Source organism: Caballeronia grimmiae (assembly GCF_022879615.1).
GTDB lineage: Bacteria > Pseudomonadota > Gammaproteobacteria > Burkholderiales > Burkholderiaceae > Caballeronia > Caballeronia grimmiae.
This window is the reverse complement of record NZ_CP084274.1, coordinates 633,227-652,162: the sequence shown is the minus strand read 5'-3', so window position 1 is coordinate 652,162 and position 18,936 is coordinate 633,227. Positions and strand designations below refer to the sequence as shown.

General features: G+C 62.3%; 17 protein-coding genes and 2 pseudogenes. 12 read left to right on the top strand and 7 right to left on the bottom strand.

The annotated features are described in order from the left end of the window. Positions 1 to 310: 310 nt before the first annotated feature. The 12 genes and pseudogenes from LDZ21_RS26310 to LDZ21_RS26250 all read left to right on the top strand — a co-directional run bounded on the left by LDZ21_RS26310 (position 311) and on the right by LDZ21_RS26250 (position 10,988). Complete coding sequence (locus LDZ21_RS26310; protein ID WP_244797040.1) at positions 311 to 1,834, top strand: MltF family protein; 1,524 nt, start codon at positions 311 to 313, stop codon at positions 1,832 to 1,834. 505 nt (positions 1,835 to 2,339) lie between these two features. Next, positions 2,340 to 2,936, top strand: a pseudogene (locus LDZ21_RS26300) (multicopper oxidase domain-containing protein); the annotation flags it as partial. A gap of 65 nt (positions 2,937 to 3,001) precedes the next feature. Beyond that, positions 3,002 to 3,329 (top strand): annotated as a pseudogene (locus tag LDZ21_RS26295) (copper-binding protein); the annotation flags it as partial. Positions 3,330 to 3,451: 122 nt separating this feature from the next. Continuing rightward, positions 3,452 to 3,931, top strand: a complete 480-nt coding sequence (locus LDZ21_RS26290) for a ProQ/FinO family protein (protein WP_244797038.1) — start codon at positions 3,452 to 3,454, stop codon at positions 3,929 to 3,931. A 699-nt stretch (positions 3,932 to 4,630) separates the two neighbouring features. Beyond that, complete coding sequence (locus tag LDZ21_RS26285; protein WP_244797037.1) at positions 4,631 to 5,380, top strand: IclR family transcriptional regulator; 750 nt, start codon at positions 4,631 to 4,633, stop codon at positions 5,378 to 5,380. Positions 5,381 to 5,419: 39 nt separating this feature from the next. After that, positions 5,420 to 6,193, top strand: a complete 774-nt coding sequence (locus tag LDZ21_RS26280) for a transporter substrate-binding domain-containing protein (RefSeq protein WP_244797036.1) — start codon at positions 5,420 to 5,422, stop codon at positions 6,191 to 6,193. A gap of 17 nt (positions 6,194 to 6,210) precedes the next feature. Then, the gene (locus LDZ21_RS26275) at positions 6,211 to 6,879 is read left to right on the top strand and encodes an amino acid ABC transporter permease (RefSeq protein WP_035967323.1); all 669 of its coding nucleotides are present in this window, start codon (positions 6,211 to 6,213) and stop codon (positions 6,877 to 6,879) included. Beyond that, positions 6,876 to 7,640, top strand: a complete 765-nt coding sequence (locus tag LDZ21_RS26270; RefSeq protein ID WP_244797035.1) for an amino acid ABC transporter ATP-binding protein — start codon at positions 6,876 to 6,878, stop codon at positions 7,638 to 7,640. The genes LDZ21_RS26275 and LDZ21_RS26270 overlap by 4 nt, the downstream gene beginning before the upstream one ends. Continuing rightward, on the top strand, positions 7,637 to 8,191 hold the full coding sequence (locus LDZ21_RS26265) for a HutD/Ves family protein (RefSeq protein ID WP_244797034.1): 555 nt from the start codon (positions 7,637 to 7,639) through the stop codon (positions 8,189 to 8,191). Before LDZ21_RS26270 ends, LDZ21_RS26265 begins: the two co-directional genes overlap by 4 nt. After that, positions 8,188 to 9,588, top strand: coding sequence for a formimidoylglutamate deiminase (locus LDZ21_RS26260; protein WP_244797033.1), 1,401 nt, complete (start codon positions 8,188 to 8,190; stop codon positions 9,586 to 9,588). Before LDZ21_RS26265 ends, LDZ21_RS26260 begins: the two co-directional genes overlap by 4 nt. Before the next feature lie 29 nt (positions 9,589 to 9,617). After that, on the top strand, positions 9,618 to 10,430 hold the full coding sequence (hutG, locus tag LDZ21_RS26255) for an N-formylglutamate deformylase (protein ID WP_244797032.1): 813 nt from the start codon (positions 9,618 to 9,620) through the stop codon (positions 10,428 to 10,430). A 375-nt stretch (positions 10,431 to 10,805) separates the two neighbouring features. After that, a complete protein-coding gene (locus tag LDZ21_RS26250; protein ID WP_244797031.1) occupies positions 10,806 to 10,988 on the top strand; it encodes a hypothetical protein in 183 nt (60 codons plus the stop codon). Positions 10,989 to 11,829: 841 nt separating this feature from the next. Here the strand turns inward: LDZ21_RS26250 and LDZ21_RS26245 are convergent. The 7 genes from LDZ21_RS26245 to LDZ21_RS26215 form a co-directional block, all read right to left on the bottom strand. Beyond that, a complete protein-coding gene (locus LDZ21_RS26245; protein ID WP_309774739.1) occupies positions 11,830 to 12,009 on the bottom strand; it encodes a hypothetical protein in 180 nt (59 codons plus the stop codon). A gap of 328 nt (positions 12,010 to 12,337) precedes the next feature. After that, positions 12,338 to 12,982 carry a hypothetical protein gene (locus LDZ21_RS26240; RefSeq protein WP_035967337.1) on the bottom strand — a complete coding sequence of 215 codons (645 nt, stop codon included), beginning with the start codon at positions 12,980 to 12,982 and terminating at the stop codon, positions 12,338 to 12,340. A gap of 701 nt (positions 12,983 to 13,683) precedes the next feature. Further along, positions 13,684 to 15,165 (bottom strand): M81 family metallopeptidase, encoded by a 1,482-nt coding sequence (locus tag LDZ21_RS26235; protein ID WP_244797030.1) that lies wholly within the window; start codon positions 15,163 to 15,165, stop codon positions 13,684 to 13,686. Next, positions 15,162 to 16,421, bottom strand: a complete 1,260-nt coding sequence (locus LDZ21_RS26230) for a Zn-dependent hydrolase (protein WP_244797029.1) — start codon at positions 16,419 to 16,421, stop codon at positions 15,162 to 15,164. The genes LDZ21_RS26235 and LDZ21_RS26230 overlap by 4 nt, the downstream gene beginning before the upstream one ends. Before the next feature lie 36 nt (positions 16,422 to 16,457). Further along, positions 16,458 to 17,159: an ABC transporter ATP-binding protein gene (locus tag LDZ21_RS26225; protein ID WP_244797028.1), complete on the bottom strand. Its 702-nt coding sequence runs from the start codon at positions 17,157 to 17,159 to the stop codon at positions 16,458 to 16,460. After that, positions 17,156 to 17,923, bottom strand: a complete 768-nt coding sequence (locus LDZ21_RS26220) for an ABC transporter ATP-binding protein (protein ID WP_244797027.1) — start codon at positions 17,921 to 17,923, stop codon at positions 17,156 to 17,158. The genes LDZ21_RS26225 and LDZ21_RS26220 overlap by 4 nt, the downstream gene beginning before the upstream one ends. After that, positions 17,920 to 18,909, bottom strand: coding sequence for a branched-chain amino acid ABC transporter permease (locus LDZ21_RS26215; protein WP_244797311.1), 990 nt, complete (start codon positions 18,907 to 18,909; stop codon positions 17,920 to 17,922). Before LDZ21_RS26215 ends, LDZ21_RS26220 begins: the two co-directional genes overlap by 4 nt. Between the last annotated feature and the right edge of the window lie 27 nt (positions 18,910 to 18,936).

The window sequence follows — 18,936 nt, the reverse complement described above, 5'->3', positions numbered from 1 at the left end:
GGTTGCCAACGTGGGCGCGCCGTCTCGTGTCGATAATCTGCTCGTGAGACTGTCGATCCGTTCGAATATGTCGCGGTGGTTCTTTGGTGGGTTGCCGCTTCCACGTAAAGGTCCTTTGCCGCACCGCTGCAACCAACGCCCATCCGCAGAGCGCCCCCGCGTCTTGAATCGCCTGCATCCGCAGCTATGCTGTAAGGGAGCCTGATCGAGCGCGCGACTCGCTCGAGTGTCCCGAGTCACGGATGGCGCCAAAACCCGAATGAGCCTGCCCGCACCCAGGCGACAAGGCTGACAACAACGGTATGCCAACATGCGTTTCGTTCATACGTGCTTATTGTCATGCTCCTTCGGACTGTCGGTCCTGACAGCGATGGCAGTATGCGCCGCGCCCAAGCCGCCCACCTCCGCGCCATCGAATGCCGCTTCGGCTGCCGCGGCTGCTTCCGCCCCGCTTCCTGCCAGCGCGACGCGTCGGATCGATCTGACCAACAGGTCATGGCGCGGCGACTTCGACGCGATGCTCGAGCGGCGCGTGATTCGCGTACTGGTTCCCTTCAGCCGCACCCTGTATTTCAATGACCGCGGACGCGAACGCGGCCTGACTGCCGATTTCGTCCGTGACTTCGATCGCTTTATCAACAAGACGTACGCCGATCGCCTCGGCAAACGCCCGATCACTGTAGTAATGATTCCCACCACTCGCGACAGGTTGCTTACCGGCCTCACGGACGGCATCGGCGACATCGCGGCCGGCAATCTGACGGTGACAGACGATCGCCTCAAGCAAGTCGACTTCGTCACGGCGCGCGGGCTCAAACCGACGCGTGAAGTGATCTTGACAGGGCCGAAGTCGCCGGCGCTGTCCACCGTGGAGGATCTCAGCGGGAATACGGTGCACGTCCGCCGCCAAAGCAGCTACTACGAGAGCCTGAGCGCACTGAACAACCGGTTTCGTCAGACAGGCAAACCGCTCATGCAAGTCGTTCTGCTTCCGGAAGCGCTCGAGGACGAAGACGCGATGGAAATGCTGAATGTCGGCCTGCTTCAGGTTCTGGTCGTTGATGACTGGAAGGCTCGCATGTGGGCGCAGATGTTGCCGCAGGTCAAGGTGCACGAAAACATCGCAGTGCGTGAAGGCGGATACATCGGCTGGGCGATTCGCAAACAAAGTCCTCAACTGCAGGCGGTTATCAGCAACTTCTACGACAATTTCATCAAGAAGCAAAGTGTGGCGGAAGTCCGCATGAAGCAGTACATGCAAGGCATCAAGCAGATTCATAACAACGCGGAAAGCGCCGAACTGAACCGATTCAAGCAAACCGTGGCTTTCTTCGAGCAATATGGTCAGCAATACGGTTTCGATCCCTTGATGCTGGCGGCTCAAGGATTCCAGGAGTCGCAACTCAACCAGAACGCGAAGAGCCGCGTAGGAGCAGTCGGGATCATGCAACTTATGCCGGCCACTGGAAAAGAGTTGAACGTCGGGGACATCAAGATAGCGCAGTCGAATATTCATGCTGGCGCGAAGTATCTTGATCATCTGATGACCCGATACTTCCAGGACGCCCATTTCTCCGACGTCGACAGGCCGCTGTTCGCTTTCGCCAGCTATAACGCCGGACCCGGCACGATTGCGAAGATGCGAAAAATCGCTGCCGAGCGTGGTTTGAATCCCGACGTCTGGTTCAATAACGTGGAGATCGTTGTCGCGGAGAAGGTCGGCATCGAGACGACCACGTATGTACGCAACATCTTCAAATACTATGCTTCGTACCGTCTGCTTCAGGACGCACAGGCGCGGCGAACGCAGGCAATTCAGCGGATCGGTCGTTGAGGAGCCGCGGATCAGCAAGGAGGCGCAACACCGCGCGAGTACACGAGTGTCGATTCGACTGGCATGACTGCGTTCGCAATGGGTTTTCGGTGTGTCCTGACTCGTCGGGTTTCTTGCATCATCGTTACCACTCGGGAGACGATTCATGCGCGCAATTGACCGCAGGCTGTTGTCACTGGCCGCAGCTCTTTTCGTATGCTCCTGGCCGACTCCGTCGTCGGCGACACAGCAGGCCCAAGAGCGGCGAGCCGGCCGCGATGTGCGTCAGGACACGCGCCAAGGCGCACGGCATACCAAGCATGACTGCCGCGCCGCAAACCAGCACAGCAACGCTGAGTGCAGACAGGACAAGCGCCAATCGAAGCAGCACGGACGTCAAACCGCGAGAGACATCAAATACTGATTACGCGCTCGCTATCGGCTGTGTTCGACAACGACACGCATTTCCTTCAATGCGACAGGCGGCGTGCACTGAGAGATCGCTCTACCTACGCCCGTATTGCAACGCGTCTTTCCGGACATCGACCCGCTGCCTGTGCGCTCCGGCGATCGCGTCGTCCGCATCCGCTTCGGCAATCTGACGATGACGAACCACCCGATTCATTTGCATGGGTACAGCTTCGAGGTCGCAGGAACCGACGGCGGATGGATTCCCCCTTCCGCGCGCTGACCGGAAGTGACCGCGGACGTTGCAGTCGGTCAGTTGCGCGTCATCGAGTTCACGGCGAACCGTCCCGGCGACCGGGCGTTTCACTGCCGCAAGTCGCATCACACGATGAATGCGATGGGACATCAGGTTTCCGACATGATCGGCGTGCCGCAGAAAGACCTCGCGAAACGCATCAACAAGCTCGTGCCGGACTACATGGCGATGGGCAGTGCGGGCGGTTCGATGGGCGACATGGAGATGCCGCTGCCCGACAACATGCTGCCGATGATGACAGGTACCGGGCCATTTGGCGCGCTCGAAATGGGCGGCATGTTCAGAGTCGTGAAAGTGCGTGAAGGACTTGACCGCAATGACTATCGAGACCGCGGCTGGTTCAGGCACCCGAAGGGAACGGTGACGTACGAATACACCGGCGAACTGCCGGATAGCTGATTTCTTTAATGGGCCGGGCAGTGACTTTGGCCGATGTCGATAACTGAACTCTAGGAGAGAGCGTGATGAAAAACGCGATTGTTTCGATTGCGATGGGTTGTGCCTTGGCGATTTCCGCGAGCGCCTACGCGGAGGGCGACACAGGAATCACACATGGCAAGCAGCTCGCAACCGGGCGCGGACGCAAAGCACAGCATGTCGCATGGCGAGGTAAAGAAAGCGGACACCGCCGTCGGCAAGCTGACCATCAAGCACGGTCCGCTAGAAAACCTCGAGATGAATGCGATGACGATAGTGTTCAAGGTCAAAGACCCGGCGATGCTGTCGCAAGTGAAAGTCGGCGACAAGATCGACTTCGTCGCGGAACAAGTGGACGGCGCACTCACCGTTACCGGACCTTCAGGAGGAAATGTTCGCGGAAGCAGACCACCTGTTCCCGCACACGCGCCGCCGCAGAAAGAAGCGGACCTTCGCGGCTGATAAAATCCTGAAACGAATTCCGAGGATAGACCGTTATGGGTTTTGAGCAACTCGCGCAACTGAAAGCGCAACTGGCGAAGCAATCGAAGAGCGCTCCGGCGAAGAAGCCGGCGCGCCCGCCGCGTCCTGCCACGAACGCACAGAAGCAACCGGTCGATCCGGTCGTGCATGCAATCGGGAAGCTCCAGCGGCGCTTTCCGCTGGCTTTTCCAAAAAATCCGGCTCCTAAAGTGCCGTTGAAAGTCGGTGTCATCGACGACTTGTTCGCGCAGGCATCCGACATCGGCCTGACGGAACCCGAGATTCGTGAAGCCATCAAGGTCTGGTGTCGCGGTGCTCGCTATTGGAGTTGTCTCGTCGAGGACGCTGCCCGCGTCGACCTCGCGGGGAATCCGACAGGAAACGTGACAGCGGCCGATGCCGGGCGCGCGCGGCATCTGGAAGCAAGGCGCACGGCTCGTGCATCGGGGCCGTCGGCGTCCTCGGAGCCTGCAGCAGAGAAAGGCCAGCCTTAATCCTGCCGAGCGCGGTGGGACGGTGATGGAAGACAACGGCAAGTCGCATCAAAGACTCATTGCGAACGCCGTTCCAGTCTTTCCAGGCCGCGCGGCGAGTCACGCGGCGTCGCTGACTCGCATCCTTGCCTCACCGTCTACCTCTCCGGCTGATTGGCAGCGGCCGCGCGCACTCACTTCCTCCGGGCAGCGATCCCAGCGCAGAGCGTGCTGCCCGACCCTCAATTCGCCGTATCTGCCGGTCATCTCATAGCCGTGGTCTTCCGGGCAATCGTCTTGCCCGCGCCTGTCTTCGCGCTGCATCTGCTTGCCTCCCTTCGTTGTTTTCGCATCACGAGCGTCTTTGGTTGCTGCATCAAACGAGGAACTCGCTTCCTTGCGCGTGTGGATACTTGGATTCGATTAGCCGTTTTCGGCGCGCTATGGGCAGTCGGCGCATCTGAGCGTTCATCGTTCCAGGGCCGCATGAGGCGGGTCGTTCCGTACCCCCCAGCCCAACGACTTACTGCGTGAGGCCAGCCGTCCGCCCTTCCATCATGCGCACCATCGAATCAAACCAACTACACGCGCCTGATTGAACGTAAACCCTTACGCCCTGTTTCCCGTCACGTGGGAATACGATTTTTGTCCAGCGGGAGCGCCGTGGCATTCTGCAAGTAATTCAAACGAACGCGCATTGCCAGGCGAGCAGAACACAGCGTGATCCAAGACCCCACCGTCACTGGCGCCGAGCGCCTGCTGCTCGTGCTGACCGCCCTCGCCAGTCACGGCAAGGCAATGTCCGTGAAGGACATGCTCGGCGCGACCGGTCTCGCGCAAAGCACCCTTTACCGTCAGGTCGCGCTGCTCAAGCGCTGGGGCTTCGTCACCGACGACGACGGCTTCTACGCGCCCGGTCCCATCTGTCTTCAACTCGCGCTCGGCTTCGACGTCAATTCGATGCTGGTCGAGGCAAGCCGCGACAGCATGATGCAGCTCTCGCGCGCAACGCAGGAAAGCGTCGGGCTCATCGTCGCCCTGAACGATCAGGTGATCTGCCTCGAGATGGTCGAAAGCACTCAGTCGCTGCGCTGCTCGTTCGAGAAAGGTCGCGCGGTGCCGCTGCGCGCGGGCGCCTCCGCAAAGTCGCTGCTCGCGTTCATGGCCGACAAAACGCGCAGCGAAACGCTCGGACGTCAGTTCGCCGGCGACGATGCCGCCCGCGCCTCGCTCGAAGCGGAACTGGACCGCATCCGCGCGCGCGGCTACGCGATGAGCGACAGCGAAGTCGACCCGGGCGTGTGGGGCGTGAGCGCACCCGTGTTCCGGCGCACGGCGCGCGGCGCGGGCGCGAGCGCATCGATCACGCTGATGGCGCCGTCCTCGCGCGCGGCGGGCCGCGAACAGCAACTCGCGGACTGGACCGTACGCACCGCCAACGCCATTTCCGCCCGGCTGCAGAACGCCTGAATGACACTCACCGACTGACCACACCCTGGAGCCCACACCATGAAACTGAAGAACCTTGTTTCTGCCGCGAGTCTCGGCGTCGCGATGATGATTGCCGCTCTCCCCGGCGCCGTCCGCGGGCAAGACGCGAACGTCATCAACGTCGCGACCGACGCCACCTTCCCGCCGATGGAGTTCGTCGACAAAGGCCAGCGCACCGGCTTCGACATCGACATCATGAACGCGCTCGCCAAGGCGATGGGCAAACAGGTTCAGTGGACCGACATCGACTTCAAGGGGCTGATTCCGGGCCTCGTCGCGCATCGCTTCGATGCGGCGATCTCGGGCATCTACATCACGCCGGAGCGCTCGCAGGTCGTCGATTTCACGCAGTCGTACTTCGCGGGCGGCCTCTCGGCGCTCGTCAAGGCGGACTCGCCGATCAAGACACTCGCCGATCTCAACGGCAAGAAAGTGACCGTGCAGGTCGGCACGAAGTCGGTGAACTTCCTGCGCGACAACTATCCGCAAGTGCAGCGCGTGGAAGTGGAAAAGAATCAGGAGATGTTCGATCTGGTCGGCATCGGCCGTGCGGACGCCGCCGTGACGGGCAAGCCTGCCGCGTTTCAGTTCGTGCGCACGCGCCCGGGTTTCCGCGTGCTCGACAAGGAACTGACGACGGAAGCGTACGGCATCGCGGTGCGCAAGGACGAGCCGCAATTGCGCGATCAGATGAATGCCGCGCTCGCCAGGATCAAGGCCGACGGCACGTACGACGCGATCGTGAAGAAGTGGTTTAGCGCGAGCGCCAGCACCACCGCGAACGCCAAGTAATCCGGCGGATCTGAACCATGCAACTCGACTTCACGCCAGCCGTCGCCGGTTGGGCCGATATCGCGCACGGCGCGCTGGTCACGGTGGAAGTGACCGCCGCCGCGCTCGTGCTCTCGTGCCTGCTCGGGCTTCTGATCGGCATCGGCCGGCTTGCGCCGCAGCGGCGGCTCATCTACGGCTTCTGCACCGGCTATCTGATTTTCTTCCGCGGCACGCCGCTGCTCGTGCAACTGTTCCTCCTGTTCTTCGGCCTGCCGCAGTTCAACATCCTGTTGCCCGCGTTCGTGTGCGGCATGCTCGGCCTTGGACTGTACTCGGCGGCTTACGTGTCGGAGATCGTGCGCGGCGCGATTCAGTCGGTGGATCGCGGGCAAATGGAGGCGGCGCGCTCCATCGGCATGTCGTCGGGGCAGGCCATGCGCGCGATCATTCTTCCGCAAGCCATCGTGCGCATGATTCCGCCGCTCGGCAACGAGTTCATCGCGTTGATCAAGAACTCCGCGCTGGTGTCGCTGCTGACCATTCACGATCTCATGCACGAAGGACAGAAAATCATCAGCGTGTCGTACCGGTCGCTCGAGGTGTACATCGTGATCGCGCTCGTCTATCTCGTGCTCACGCAGACGACCAACTACATTCTTCATCGCGTCGAGCGACGGCTGCGCGCAGGAGGCATGGTGCAATGAACAGTGCTCAACCTATCGTCAGCATTCGCGAACTCACGAAGTCGTTCGGGACGCATCGCGTATTGAACGGCATCGACTTCGATATTCAGCCGAGCCAGGTCGTGGTCGTGATCGGGCCGAGCGGTTCCGGCAAAAGCACGTTTCTGCGCTGCTGCAACGGACTGGAGCAGCCGGAGCGGGGAACCATCGATATCTGCGGGCATCGCCTCGTCGATCACGGAACGATGCTCAAGGAACGCGCGCTCAACACGCTGCGCACGGAAGTGGGCATGGTGTTTCAGTCGTTCAACCTGTTTCCGCATCTGTCGGTGTTGCACAACATCACCGTCGGGCCGTGCATGTTGCGTGGCCTGCCGAAAGCCGATGCCGAGGCGGCCGCGCTTACGCTGCTCACGAAAGTCGGCCTGGAGCACAAGGCGCATGCGATGCCCGCGAGCCTGTCGGGCGGTCAAAAGCAGCGCGTCGCGATCGCACGCGCACTCGCGATGCAGCCGCGCGTCATGCTCTTCGACGAACCCACGTCCGCACTCGATCCCGAACTCGTCGGCGAAGTGCTGCAAGTGATGAAGCTGCTCGCATCCGAAGGCATGACGATGCTCGTCGTCACGCACGAAATGGGCTTCGCGAAGGAAGTGGCGGACGTCGTCGTCGTGATGGATGGCGGCGAGATCGTCGAGGCGGGTCCGCCCGCGCAGATTTTTTCCACGCCCTCGCAGCCCCGCACGCGCTCGTTCCTGCAAGCGGTGTTGTCGCGCGCATGAACGTCTCCATGATACGCGGCGCCGGTCTCGTGGCGTCGCCGTGGAAGAACGGCAGCGGCATCATGCGCGAAGTCGCGGCGCGCGCCGATGCGTGGCGCGTGAGCATTGCGGATATCGACCGGCCGGGACCGTTTTCGCGCTTCGACGGTATCGACCGTGTGCTCGTCCTGCTCGATGGCGCGGGCCTCACGCTCGGCGAACTTGCCGTGACGCATGTGTTCGACACCGCGCGCTTCGCCGGTGAAACGCCGGTCGAGGCGCGTCTGACGGACGGCCCGGTGCGCGTCTTCAATGTGATGACGCATCGCGGCGCGGCGCGCGCATCGATCGATTGCTGGCGCTCGCCGGCGAGCCGCATCGTCGCTGCGGAAAGCGTCCTGTTGCATTGTGCGCAAGGCTCGCTCGACGTGCGCGTCGACCGGACACGCTTCACGTTGACGAAGATGGACACGCTGCGGATCGATGCGGCGCGTGGCGTCGATGTCGACGTCGACATACAGGGCGACGGCGTGCTGTTGTGCGCGTCGCTCGATACGAGAGGTCAGTCATGAATTCACGAACGAAAGCCCTGTTCGCGGCGCACGCGCTGCTGCCGGACGGCTGGCGCGCTGACGTGCTGCTCGAATGGGACGACGCTGGCACGCTCGTCGCGGTCACGCCCGATACGCGCGATGTGCCTGCACATGCCATCCGCGCGTCGGGGCCGGTGATCCCCGGCATGCCGAACCTTCACTCGCATGCGTTCCAGCGTGCGATGGCGGGCCTCACCGAATATCGCGCAAATCCGGCGGATAGCTTCTGGAGCTGGCGCGACCTGATGTACCGGTTCGCCGCGCGCATCACGCCCGATACGCTCGAAGCCATCGCGCGCTGGCTGTATGTCGAGATGCTCAAGGCGGGCTATACGTCCGTCTGCGAGTTCCATTACGTGCATCACGCGGCGGATGGCCAGCGGCACGCGAACCCCGCCGAGCTTGCACAGCGCGTCGTGGATGCGGCAGGCGAGACCGGCATCGGCATGACGATGCTGCCCGTCCTCTATCAATATAGCGGCTTCGGCGCGCAGCCGCCGCGCGACGATCAGCGCCGCTTCGTCAACACGACCGAAGCGTTTCTCGATCTTCTGAGCACCCTGCGCGATGCGCGTCCCGAGCACGGCGCGCTGCGCTACGGCGTCGCGCCGCATTCGCTGCGCGCCGTATCGGAGGCTTCGCTGCGCGCGCTGCTCGAAGGGCTCGATACGATCTCGCCGGGCGCGCCGGTTCACATCCACATCGCGGAGCAGACGGCGGAAGTGGATGCGTCGCTCGCGGCGCTCGGCGCGAGGCCCGTGCAATGGCTGCTCGATCACTTCGACGTGGACGCCCGCTGGTGCCTCGTGCATGCAACGCACGTCGATGCACACGAAACTTGCGCCCTCGCAAAGAGCGGCGCGATTGCGGGCCTGTGCCTGACGACCGAAGCCAATCTCGGCGACGGCATCTTCCCCGCGATGGAATATCTCGATGCACAAGGCGCGTTCGGCATCGGCTCGGACAGTCATATCGGCGTGGACTGGCGCGCGGAATTGCGCCTGCTCGAATACGGTCAGCGGCTCGTGCGGCGTCAGCGCAACGTGCTGGCGTCGCCACGCACGGCGCATGTCGCCGACCGGCTCTTTCAGGGCGCGCTCGAAGGCGGCGCGCGCGCGACGGGCCGCGCGGTCGGTGCGCTCGAAGCGGGCTCGCGCGCCGACTGGATCGTGCTCGACGCCGCGCATCCGAATCTTGCGGAACAGACGAGCGCGACGTGGCTTTCGTCGATCGTATTCTGCGAACATGGGCAAACGCCCGTGCGCGATGTGTTCGTCGGCGGCGAGCGCGTGATTCACGACCGGCGCCATCGCGATGAAGCGCGCCACTATGCGGGCTATCGCCGGGCGCTGTCGCAACTTCTCGCCGACGCATAAACTCAGTCGTCTAACAGGACCCAGGCACGATGAACGATCTTTACTCGCTCGAACGCGGCGATGCGCCGCTGGTGATCTCGATTCCGCACCTCGGCACGCACATTCCCGACTCGTTGCGCGGCAAGTACACGGACGTCGCGCTGACGGTCGCGGACACCGACTGGCATCTCGACCGTGTCTATGCATTCGCGCGGTCGCTCGGCGCGACGATCCTGGGCGCGCGCATTTCGCGCTACGTGATCGATCTGAACCGGCCGTCGAACGACGAAAGTCTTTATCCCGGACAGACGACCACCTCGCTCTGTCCGACCGAAACGTTTCGCGGCGCGCCGCTGTATCGCGATGGCTGCGCACCCGATGCCGCCGAGCGCAACAGGCGCGTCGCGACGTACTGGCAGCCGTATCACGACACCTTGCGCGACGAGTTGAAGCGGCTGCGGACACGGCATTCGAACGTGCTGCTGTGGGAAGCGCATTCGATTGCGAGCGTGCTGCCGCGACTTTTCGAGGGCAAGCTGCCCGATCTGAACATCGGCACGCAGGACGGCCGCACGGCGGCAGCGCCAGTGCAGGAAGCGGTGCTGCGCGCCGCCGCGTCGGGGCCGTTCACGTACATCGCGAATGGCCGCTTCAAGGGCGGCTTCATCACACGACACTTCGGAGCGCCGCACGATGGCGTGCATGCAGTGCAGCTGGAGATGTGCCAGTCCACGTATATGAGCGAGGATGCGCCGTTCGACTATTTGCCGGACAAGGCGGGACAGGTTGAAGCCGTGGTGCGCGGCATGGTCGGCGGAGCGCTGAAGGCGACCGTTGCGCTGAACGCGGCGTCGCGTGGCTGAGGCGGTGGATAGGCGCGGCTATCGTTATGGACGCGTTCGGTTCCTTTAGTCGCCTATGGCTAATTGCGGTCAAGAGAACCGAACGCCGCTCTTCTCGTGTGCTGATCCAGAGTCGCATGTTCCGACTCCGGCTGCCTGCTTGGACCCAACGCCCACCGCGCCGCGATCTCTGCAAGTCCTTGACGATTGCGCTTGCTTTGTAGCGCTTTACGGCGCAGGCTGAAGGGCGCGGTACTTTCCGTTCGTAAAGCCAGCGCACGGCTCGCGATATGCATTGAACCTTGCTGACAATAAGCGGTTGACTCTGGTTTCGTCCGTCGGCACGTACAACAGCGTCGTGAAGAATAAACTGCGACCTACTCTGGAGTCTCCCAAATGATGAAGTCCCCGCTCGGTTCGGCTATAGAAGGCGCAAAGCAAGACCACGCGACGTCGCAAAGGGCTCGCATCGAAGCGTTTCGGCAGGCGGACTTGCAACGCACGCAGAAGCGTCTCGACAAGGACGCGGACATCGATGTTCACGCAGCCAAGTGGCGGTATGTTCCGTCGGGGGCGTAGTAGGTAGCGCGGCTTTGGTCATGCGGCGTGTCCGCGGTGGTGACTGTGGCGTGCGGCCGTCGTCATATCGAGGGTTCGTTGTATCGCTTTTTTTAGTGCCCGGCCGTTTGCGCTATGGACATTCTGTGCGAAGTCATCCGTCCGCTAAAGGGGTCACCGTGCACCTACGCGGCAAGTGAAGAGCGACGTTCCTGGGCTGCGGACCACGCAGCGCCCGAATCACACAATAGCGGCACTCGCTTTGCACGCGATGCACAGCGTCGTACGCCTGTTATCAACGAAATCGAAGCTATCGTTCGTTGATATCCATAAAAGCGACGCACAATGAGAGTCTCGCAGCCTCCTACCGTCGGAGTTCGCATGGCGCGCATGATTAAGGTCGGAAACCACGAATTCCACGTCGCAGTACAGCCCCTGTATGCGGGCGGGTTCACGTTCATCGTCGTTGATAGAGATCTCACCGGTCCAAGAGCTACCGAGGTTCGTCACGAGAGCGCCCTTCGATTCGAAACCGAAGAAGCGGCTTACGGTGGCGGTTCAGCTCACGCGCGACGACGCGCCAAGATGTACAGGCAGTGACACGCGGGAGCGGCTTATAGGGCACGCCCTGCGTCTGCCTCTTATGCTCACAGCAGATTGCGCAACCAAGGCGCAGAGCGCTGCTTGATAAACCTTTCCTGATATTGCCCGTGCTTCGATTACAGGGCGGTCTGGTCTTCGATCATCGAGGAACGGGGCATAAGGCACCGCCTGGCATGGCCGCACATCTACGAGTCAAAGACGCTTTGCAACGTGTCTTCGAGCCGCGCTGACACTATGCCTCGTGAGCGAATACCTATGGCTAGTCGTCGTTGACCGTACCCAGGAGCACGTCGATTGCCGCTTGCCCCGCGCACTCCGCGATGAGAAAAGCCCAGCGCTGCGTGAAGGGACCTTTACGAAGTGCGATGCGATGGCCAGACCTGCCGAGCACGCCAAGATTGCTGCCGCCGATGATCTGAAGGCTCGCGTCGTAGAGCATCGGACGAAGCGGTCAGCGTGACGTGAGTTTCGAAGCCGCGATAAGGAATGACGCGGGTCATGAGGCGCTTCTTTGAGTGAAACACGCGCCTCTTAGCGGGAGTGGTGATAGCAGGCTTCCCGTATATAGACGTATAGGCTCTCACAGGCGGGCTTGGTCGGGACGCAGCGTTGCGAGTTGCTATACGGGCAATCGCGAATGCCGCCGCTATGCGACGCCGCGAGGCATGCAACATCCACGATCACGATTGCCGCGTGTGGAGCGATTGCCTTTGCAGATCACCGCGGCCTTTGAGTTAGCGGTGCAAACAGGGCTTGCGAATATCGCATTAGCTTCGACGATTCTCCTCGCAATCTTCCCAGTATCGCAGCGGGTCGCGATGGTCCGGATAGCGTAAATCAAGCCACGCTGCGAGCTTGGTCCAGTCCGGATGGTTGGTCCCCGTTCGCGCGGACCAGACCGATGAACGCTCGAGGATTTGACTGTTCGCGCGATCGCGGACAAGCAAGCTGCTCAGTCCGGTCGAACTGTTTGCTTGTGACTCGACTGAATACCTCGGCAGGAGCCTCAGCTCGGCATCCTTCGCCCAGCCGCACAGCGCGCGAACCACGCCGGATTGATCCCGCAATTCGATAGGGCCGTTCTCCCGGCGAACCGCCGTCCAGCCTTCAGGAAACTCGGCGACCAGCTCGTCCCTGCCTTCCCTCACCCACTTCACGCGCCAGGCTCGCGTCATCGCTTCGCGCAGGCGAGACGCGGATTCATAGCCGGCAGGCAATTCGATTCCCACCGGCAGCGTGATCAGATTGTCTTTCCAGAGTGTCGATTCGTCGTCGGCTCGCTTGACGACGCTGGATGATGGCGGCCCGAACGGGTTCTCGGGCCGGCTCGATGCGCTCACCTTCGACGCCGGCAGTCCCTCGAAAAGGCGCTCGGCGTCCTGACGGGTCAGCTTCGTCTTTCCCTTATTCATAGTCTCATTGTCGCTAGGTTGAACCGCCTCGAAAGCGCAGGTTATCGCATACTTTGGAGCGGTCCAGTCGATTCTATCCAGGCGAGCGAGTTGAGTGATATGCCCGCGCAGAACCGCCTGGCGCTATCCATCGGTCACTCACAAGACTTGAAGCACCACGACATCGTGAGTGCACGCCTAAGGATCGCTTCCGTCTGGACATACACTGCGATCGTCGGATTACGCCGATTCTTCGTGAAGACAGAATACGCCAGGTACACGATTTTAGTGGGTTCGCGCGCGAAATCGGCATTGCCCTTACGTTTTGGACCGCCCTGGCGGCCAGCATCGCGCCGGCGCCGCTGCAGGCCCAATGACGGCGATCCGCGACTCTAAAAATCCGCATCAGGCCATCACTTTCGCCTGATGCTCAACAACCGCTATGAGGGAGGTCATAGAACAGCTTCTACGGAAACTTTCTGACGCGCTGCGCCTAGCTCAATCAGCGCAGATGGCGACATATCTGCGTCGGACGCAGGAAGCGCCGAACACTTCGGAAGCAACCCTCGCACGGCAGTGCGGACTTCCATGTCGCAATCTAGACGGCGCTGATTCCCTTCAATCGGTAGACGTTCCAAGCGGACCTGCCTTGCCGGCCTAGATGTCCGTCTCCAAAGCGCAACGACACCTCGCAAGACAGCCCGCCCGCTGGCCCCATCCACTCAATACGCAATCCCCGAATCCAGCGGATAAACAGGCCGCTTCAGATTGCCGAACGAAAAAAGCCCATAGTCGGAGCTAGTCACTCCACGGCTATCGCATTCGACGAACCCGCCCGAAATCGGTACGAACACCGGCCGGCAATACATGCGCGACTTGAGTATCAGAAACTTCGCGCCACGCGGATCGATACCGACACTCTCGAACACGCCCAGATCCCACGGTTCGTGCGTCCGCTCCGTGACGAGGATGCGCGCCACCGGCGTTTCGAGCACGGCGGCGCGCCCCATGTACGCGCGTTGTCCTGTGTAGGTCGGGCCGCTGATAACGTACTCGCCATCGGTCAACGCGCGCACGATGCCCGTCACTTCGAGCGGCGGTTTGCCGGACGACGCAACGCTCGAGAGCTTGTTGCCGATGCCGAGCGTGACCGTCGCGCCCTCGCCTGCTGCAAAGAGCTTCGCCACCGCTTCGGGATCGCACAACGGCCCGACGACGATGTTGTCGAGACCTTGCCTTAACGCTTCTTCGAACGCATCGGTCGTGTCGCACGTTCCGCCCGACATGCAGTTGTCGCCGTGATCCAGCAACAGCACAGGCTTGTCCGTTTCACGCGCGAGTGCCGCGCCTTCCGCGATCGACTGCGCAAGCGGCGCACTGTGATACACGAACTCCTCGCGCTCATTCCAGATTTGCCGCGCGATACGGTCCGCGACGTCCTGCGCCTTCTCCCGCACGCCATCCGCTACGACGACGACGCTGATGCAAGGCGCGGCGATATCGGCGAGCGAGAAGCCCGACAGTACCGACACGGCCAGCACGCCGTCCTCGCGTTCGGCGGCCCGCGCGGCATCGACGGCGCGCTTCATCGCGCCATCGGACGTCGAACTTCTGAGCGTATGCGTGAGCAGCGGCGGTTGCGCCCACGCGATCACCGGGTTCGCCTTTCCATGAATGAGATCGCGCAAGAGCCGCGCCGCATGCTCGCCGCTTTCATACATGTCGACGTGCGGATAGGTCTTGAAACTCGTGATGACATTGGCGTTGTCGATCATTTTCTGCGTGACGTTCGCGTGCAGATCGAGCGATACCGCGATAGGCGCATGCGGCAGCACATCGCGCACGCGTTCGAGCAGATCGCCTTCGCCATCGGGCGAATTCTCGGCGACCATCGCGCCATGCAGATCGAGCATCACCGCGTCGCAACCTTCGGCTGCGTCGACGATCGCCTGACAGATCGCGTCGTAAGCGGCAGCGGCAACACGCCCGCTCGGATTCGCCGATGCCGAAATCGGCGTGACGATCTCGGCTCCTTCGCGCGTCGCCGCATCTATGAATGCGGACATCGCGGTGCGCATGCCCGCATTCTCCCGATACGCATCGTCTCCATAACAGGGACCGTCGCGCCCGAACGCTTCGAGCGGCGTAGCGACCGGCGAGAACGTGTTGGTCTCGTGATTCATCCGCGCGATGAGAATCTTCATGCAGCGTCTCCTTCCAGTGGATTCGCCGCGCGAAGCATCGCTCGCAACAGCACGTTGCAGCCCGCTTCGAGATGATCGGCGCGTGCATCCTCGATTTCGTTATGGCTGATGCCGTCCTTGCACGGGACGAAGATCATCGCGGCCGGCGCGACGCGTGCGAGATACACGGCGTCATGTCCCGCGCCGCTCACGACATCCATCGACGTGAAGCCGAGCGCATCCGCGCTCTCACGCACCGAAGCCACCAGCGCGTCCGCGAACGGTTGCGGCGCGAAGTAGACAACTTCGTCTACCGTCACAGGCAAGCTCGCTTGCGCGCATGCGTCGCGCAAGGCGCGGTCCATCGCGAGCAAGGTGGCATCGTCGGCGGCGCGCAGATCGACGGTCAGCTTGACGCGCCCGGGAATCACATTGCGCGAGTTGGGATGCACGTCCATCCAGCCGACCGTGCCGCGCCCATGCGGTGCATGATCGAGCGCGATGCGATTGACCGTGCGAATGAGGTCAGCCGCGACGAGCAGCGCATCGCGGCGCAGTTCCATCGGCGTCGGACCCGCATGGGCCTCCATGCCGTCGATGGTCACGTCGTACCAGCGCTGGCCGAGCGCGGCCTTCACGACACCGATCACCTTGTCGTTCGCTTCGAGCACCGGCCCCTGCTCGATATGCGCCTCGAAATATGCGCCCACGTCATGCGCCGCGACGCGCTCGCCCGCATAGCCGATCGAAGCGAGCGCATCGCGCACCGACACGTCTTCGCGATCCACCTGCGCGAGCGCATGGTCGAGCGTGAATGCGCCGGCAAACACGCCCGAGCCCATCATCACTGGCACGAAACGCGAACCTTCTTCGTTCGTCCATACGACGACTTCGAGCGGCGCGGCGGTGCGCACGTCGTTGTCGTTCAGCGTGCGCAATACTTCGAGGCCCGCCAATACGCCGTAGTTGCCGTCGAACTTGCCGCCGGTCGGCTGGGTGTCGATATGGCTGCCCGTCACGACAGGCGGCAGATCGTCGCGCGTGCCCGCACGTCGCGCGAAGATATTGCCGATCGCATCGACGCGCACCGTGCAGCCGATTTCCTGCGCCCACGCGACAAAGAGATCACGGCCTTGCTTGTCGAGCTCGGTGAGCGCAAGGCGGCATACGCCGCCCTTCTCCGTCGCACCGATTCGCGCCAATTCCATCAGGCTGTTCCACAGACGCGCACCGTCGATGCGCAAGCCGGCGTGCGCCGGCATATCGTGAGCTTGCATTCGAGGTTCCTTCGCTAGTTAATGGCGGGCATGGCGTCAGACGACGCCCACACCGAGATAACGGTCCTTGATGGATTCATCCGCGATGAACGCATCGTTCGCACCTTCGTACACGATCCGCCCTTGCTCGATGATGTAATGACGATCCGCGAGCTGCGTGCACACTTCGAGGTTCTGTTCGACGAGCAGGATCGTCACGCCTGCCTGGCGAATCAGCTTCAGTTGAGCGACGATCTCCTCGACGATCACCGGCGCGAGTCCTTCCACCGGTTCGTCGAGCATGAGCAGCCGCGGATGATTCATCAGCGCGCGGCCGATAGCGAGCATCTGTTGTTCGCCGCCGGATAGCTGTCCGCCGCCGTTGGTGCGCCGCTCCTTCAAACGCGGAAAGATGCGATAGATATCGGCCAGTTGCCACGGCGAGTCCTTGCGCGCGCCGAGCCGCAGATTCTCTTCGACCGACAGCAACTTGAAGATGCCGCGATGCTCCGGCACGAAGCACACGCCGCGCGCCGCGATCTTGTGAGGCGGGAGCTTTTCCAGGCTGACGCCCTTGAATGTGACGCTGCCTCGCTGCGGTGTCACGATGCCCGCGATGCTCTTGAGCGTCGTCGACTTGCCCGCGCCATTGCGCCCGAGCAGCGTGACCGTCTCGCCCTCCTCCATCCTGAGCGATACGCCCTGAAGAACATGGCTCTTGGCGTAATAGCCGTGAATGTTGTCGACCATGAGCGTCATGCGCGGCCTCCGGTGATCATGTTGCCGAGATAGGCGCTGCGCACGCGTTCGTCGCCGCGAATGCGGGCCGGCTCGCCCTCGACCAGCACGCGGCCTTGCTGCATCACCGTAATCGTGTCGGAGATGTCCATCACGATATCCATGTTGTGCTCGATCAGTACGACCGTATAGTCCTCGCGCAGGCTGCGGATCAGATGCTTCATGTCGTCGAGATCGTCGATGCCCATGCCCGAGGTCGGTTCATCGAGAAAGATCGCCTTGGGCCGCGCGGCCAGCGCCATGCCGACTTCGAGACGCCGTTGCTGACCGTGCGAGAGCGCGCTCGCCTGCGTCGATGCGAAGCGTTGCAGCGCAAGCCGCTCCAGAATGCCATCGACCGTATCGCGATGTTCGAGCGCGCCACGCGGCGGCGTCCAGGCATTGAGCGCACGCTTCGAGTCGACGCCTTGCGCGGCGAGGCGCAGGTTCTCGCGCACGGAGAGATTCGTGAACAGGCTCGTCACCTGAAACGAGCGCGCGATGCCCCGCTTCACGCGGCGATGATCCGGCTCATGCGTCACATCGTGGCCATCGAACACGATGTTTCCCGCCGTGATAGGCAGCGTCCCCGTCAGCACGTGAAACAGCGTGGTCTTGCCCGCGCCGTTCGGGCCGATCACCGAATGCACCGAATTCTTCGCGATGCGCAGATTCACATCGGTCAGCGCCGAGAACTTGCCATAGCGTTTGGCGACGCCCTTCGCTTCCAGTATCGACGCGCTCATGCCGGCTCCCCTTCATTGCGCTTCACCGCGCGCCAGATGCGTTCACCCAGCCCCCACAGGCCGCGCTGCATGAACAGGCTCACGGCGATCAGCACGAGCCCGAGCAGCAGAAGCCAGCGCGGCCAGAGCGTCGAAAGCCAGTCGGCGAACAACACGTAGAACGCCGCGCCGAGCACGGAGGAAAAGAGGTTGCCCGTGCCGCCGATCACCGTCATCACGAGGATCATCTCGCTAGTGTGATAGTCGATGTTCGATAGCGGCGCGATGCCCGTCATCATCGCGTGAAGCGCGCCGGCCAGCCCCGTGACGGCGCCCGATACCACGAACGCGGCGAGCTTGAAGCGCTTGACGTCGTAGCCGACCGCAGCGGCGCGCGCTTCGTTGTCGCGAATGGCGAGCAGGGTGCGGCCGAAGACCGAATGCGACACGCGCAGCATCAGCCAGAACGCGATCAGGAACAGCACCGCGACGAACGCATAGTATTGCCACGGCGACGCGATCGATACGAGCGGCTGACCGAGAATCGACAACGCCGGACGCGGAATATCGAGCAGGCCGTTGTCGCCGCCCGTGAGATCGGGCGTCGTGTAGGCGAGAAAGTAGAACATCTGCCCGAATGCCAGCGTGAGCATCACGAAGTACGCGCCGCGCTGACGGATCGAAAACCATCCGACGACGGCCGCCGCAAGCGCGCCCACGACGACCGCGCCGAGCAGCGCAACGGGTACTTGCAACCCTGACTTCGTGAGGATCAGGCCGGCGCTATAACTGCCGAGTCCGAAGAAGATGCCTTGCCCGAAGGACAGCAAGCCCGTGTGCCCGAGCAGCAGATTGCAGCCGAGCGCGGCGAGCGCATAGACGAGCACTTCCGTTGCGAGCGATCCGGAACGCATCGTCATCGGCAATATGCAGACGACGATCGCCGCAAGCAGCAGGAACCGATAGCGATGCAGCGAATGCCTGAGTGATCGTTCGGGCAGACTCATGTCCAATGTCTTCGAATCAGGTTTGGA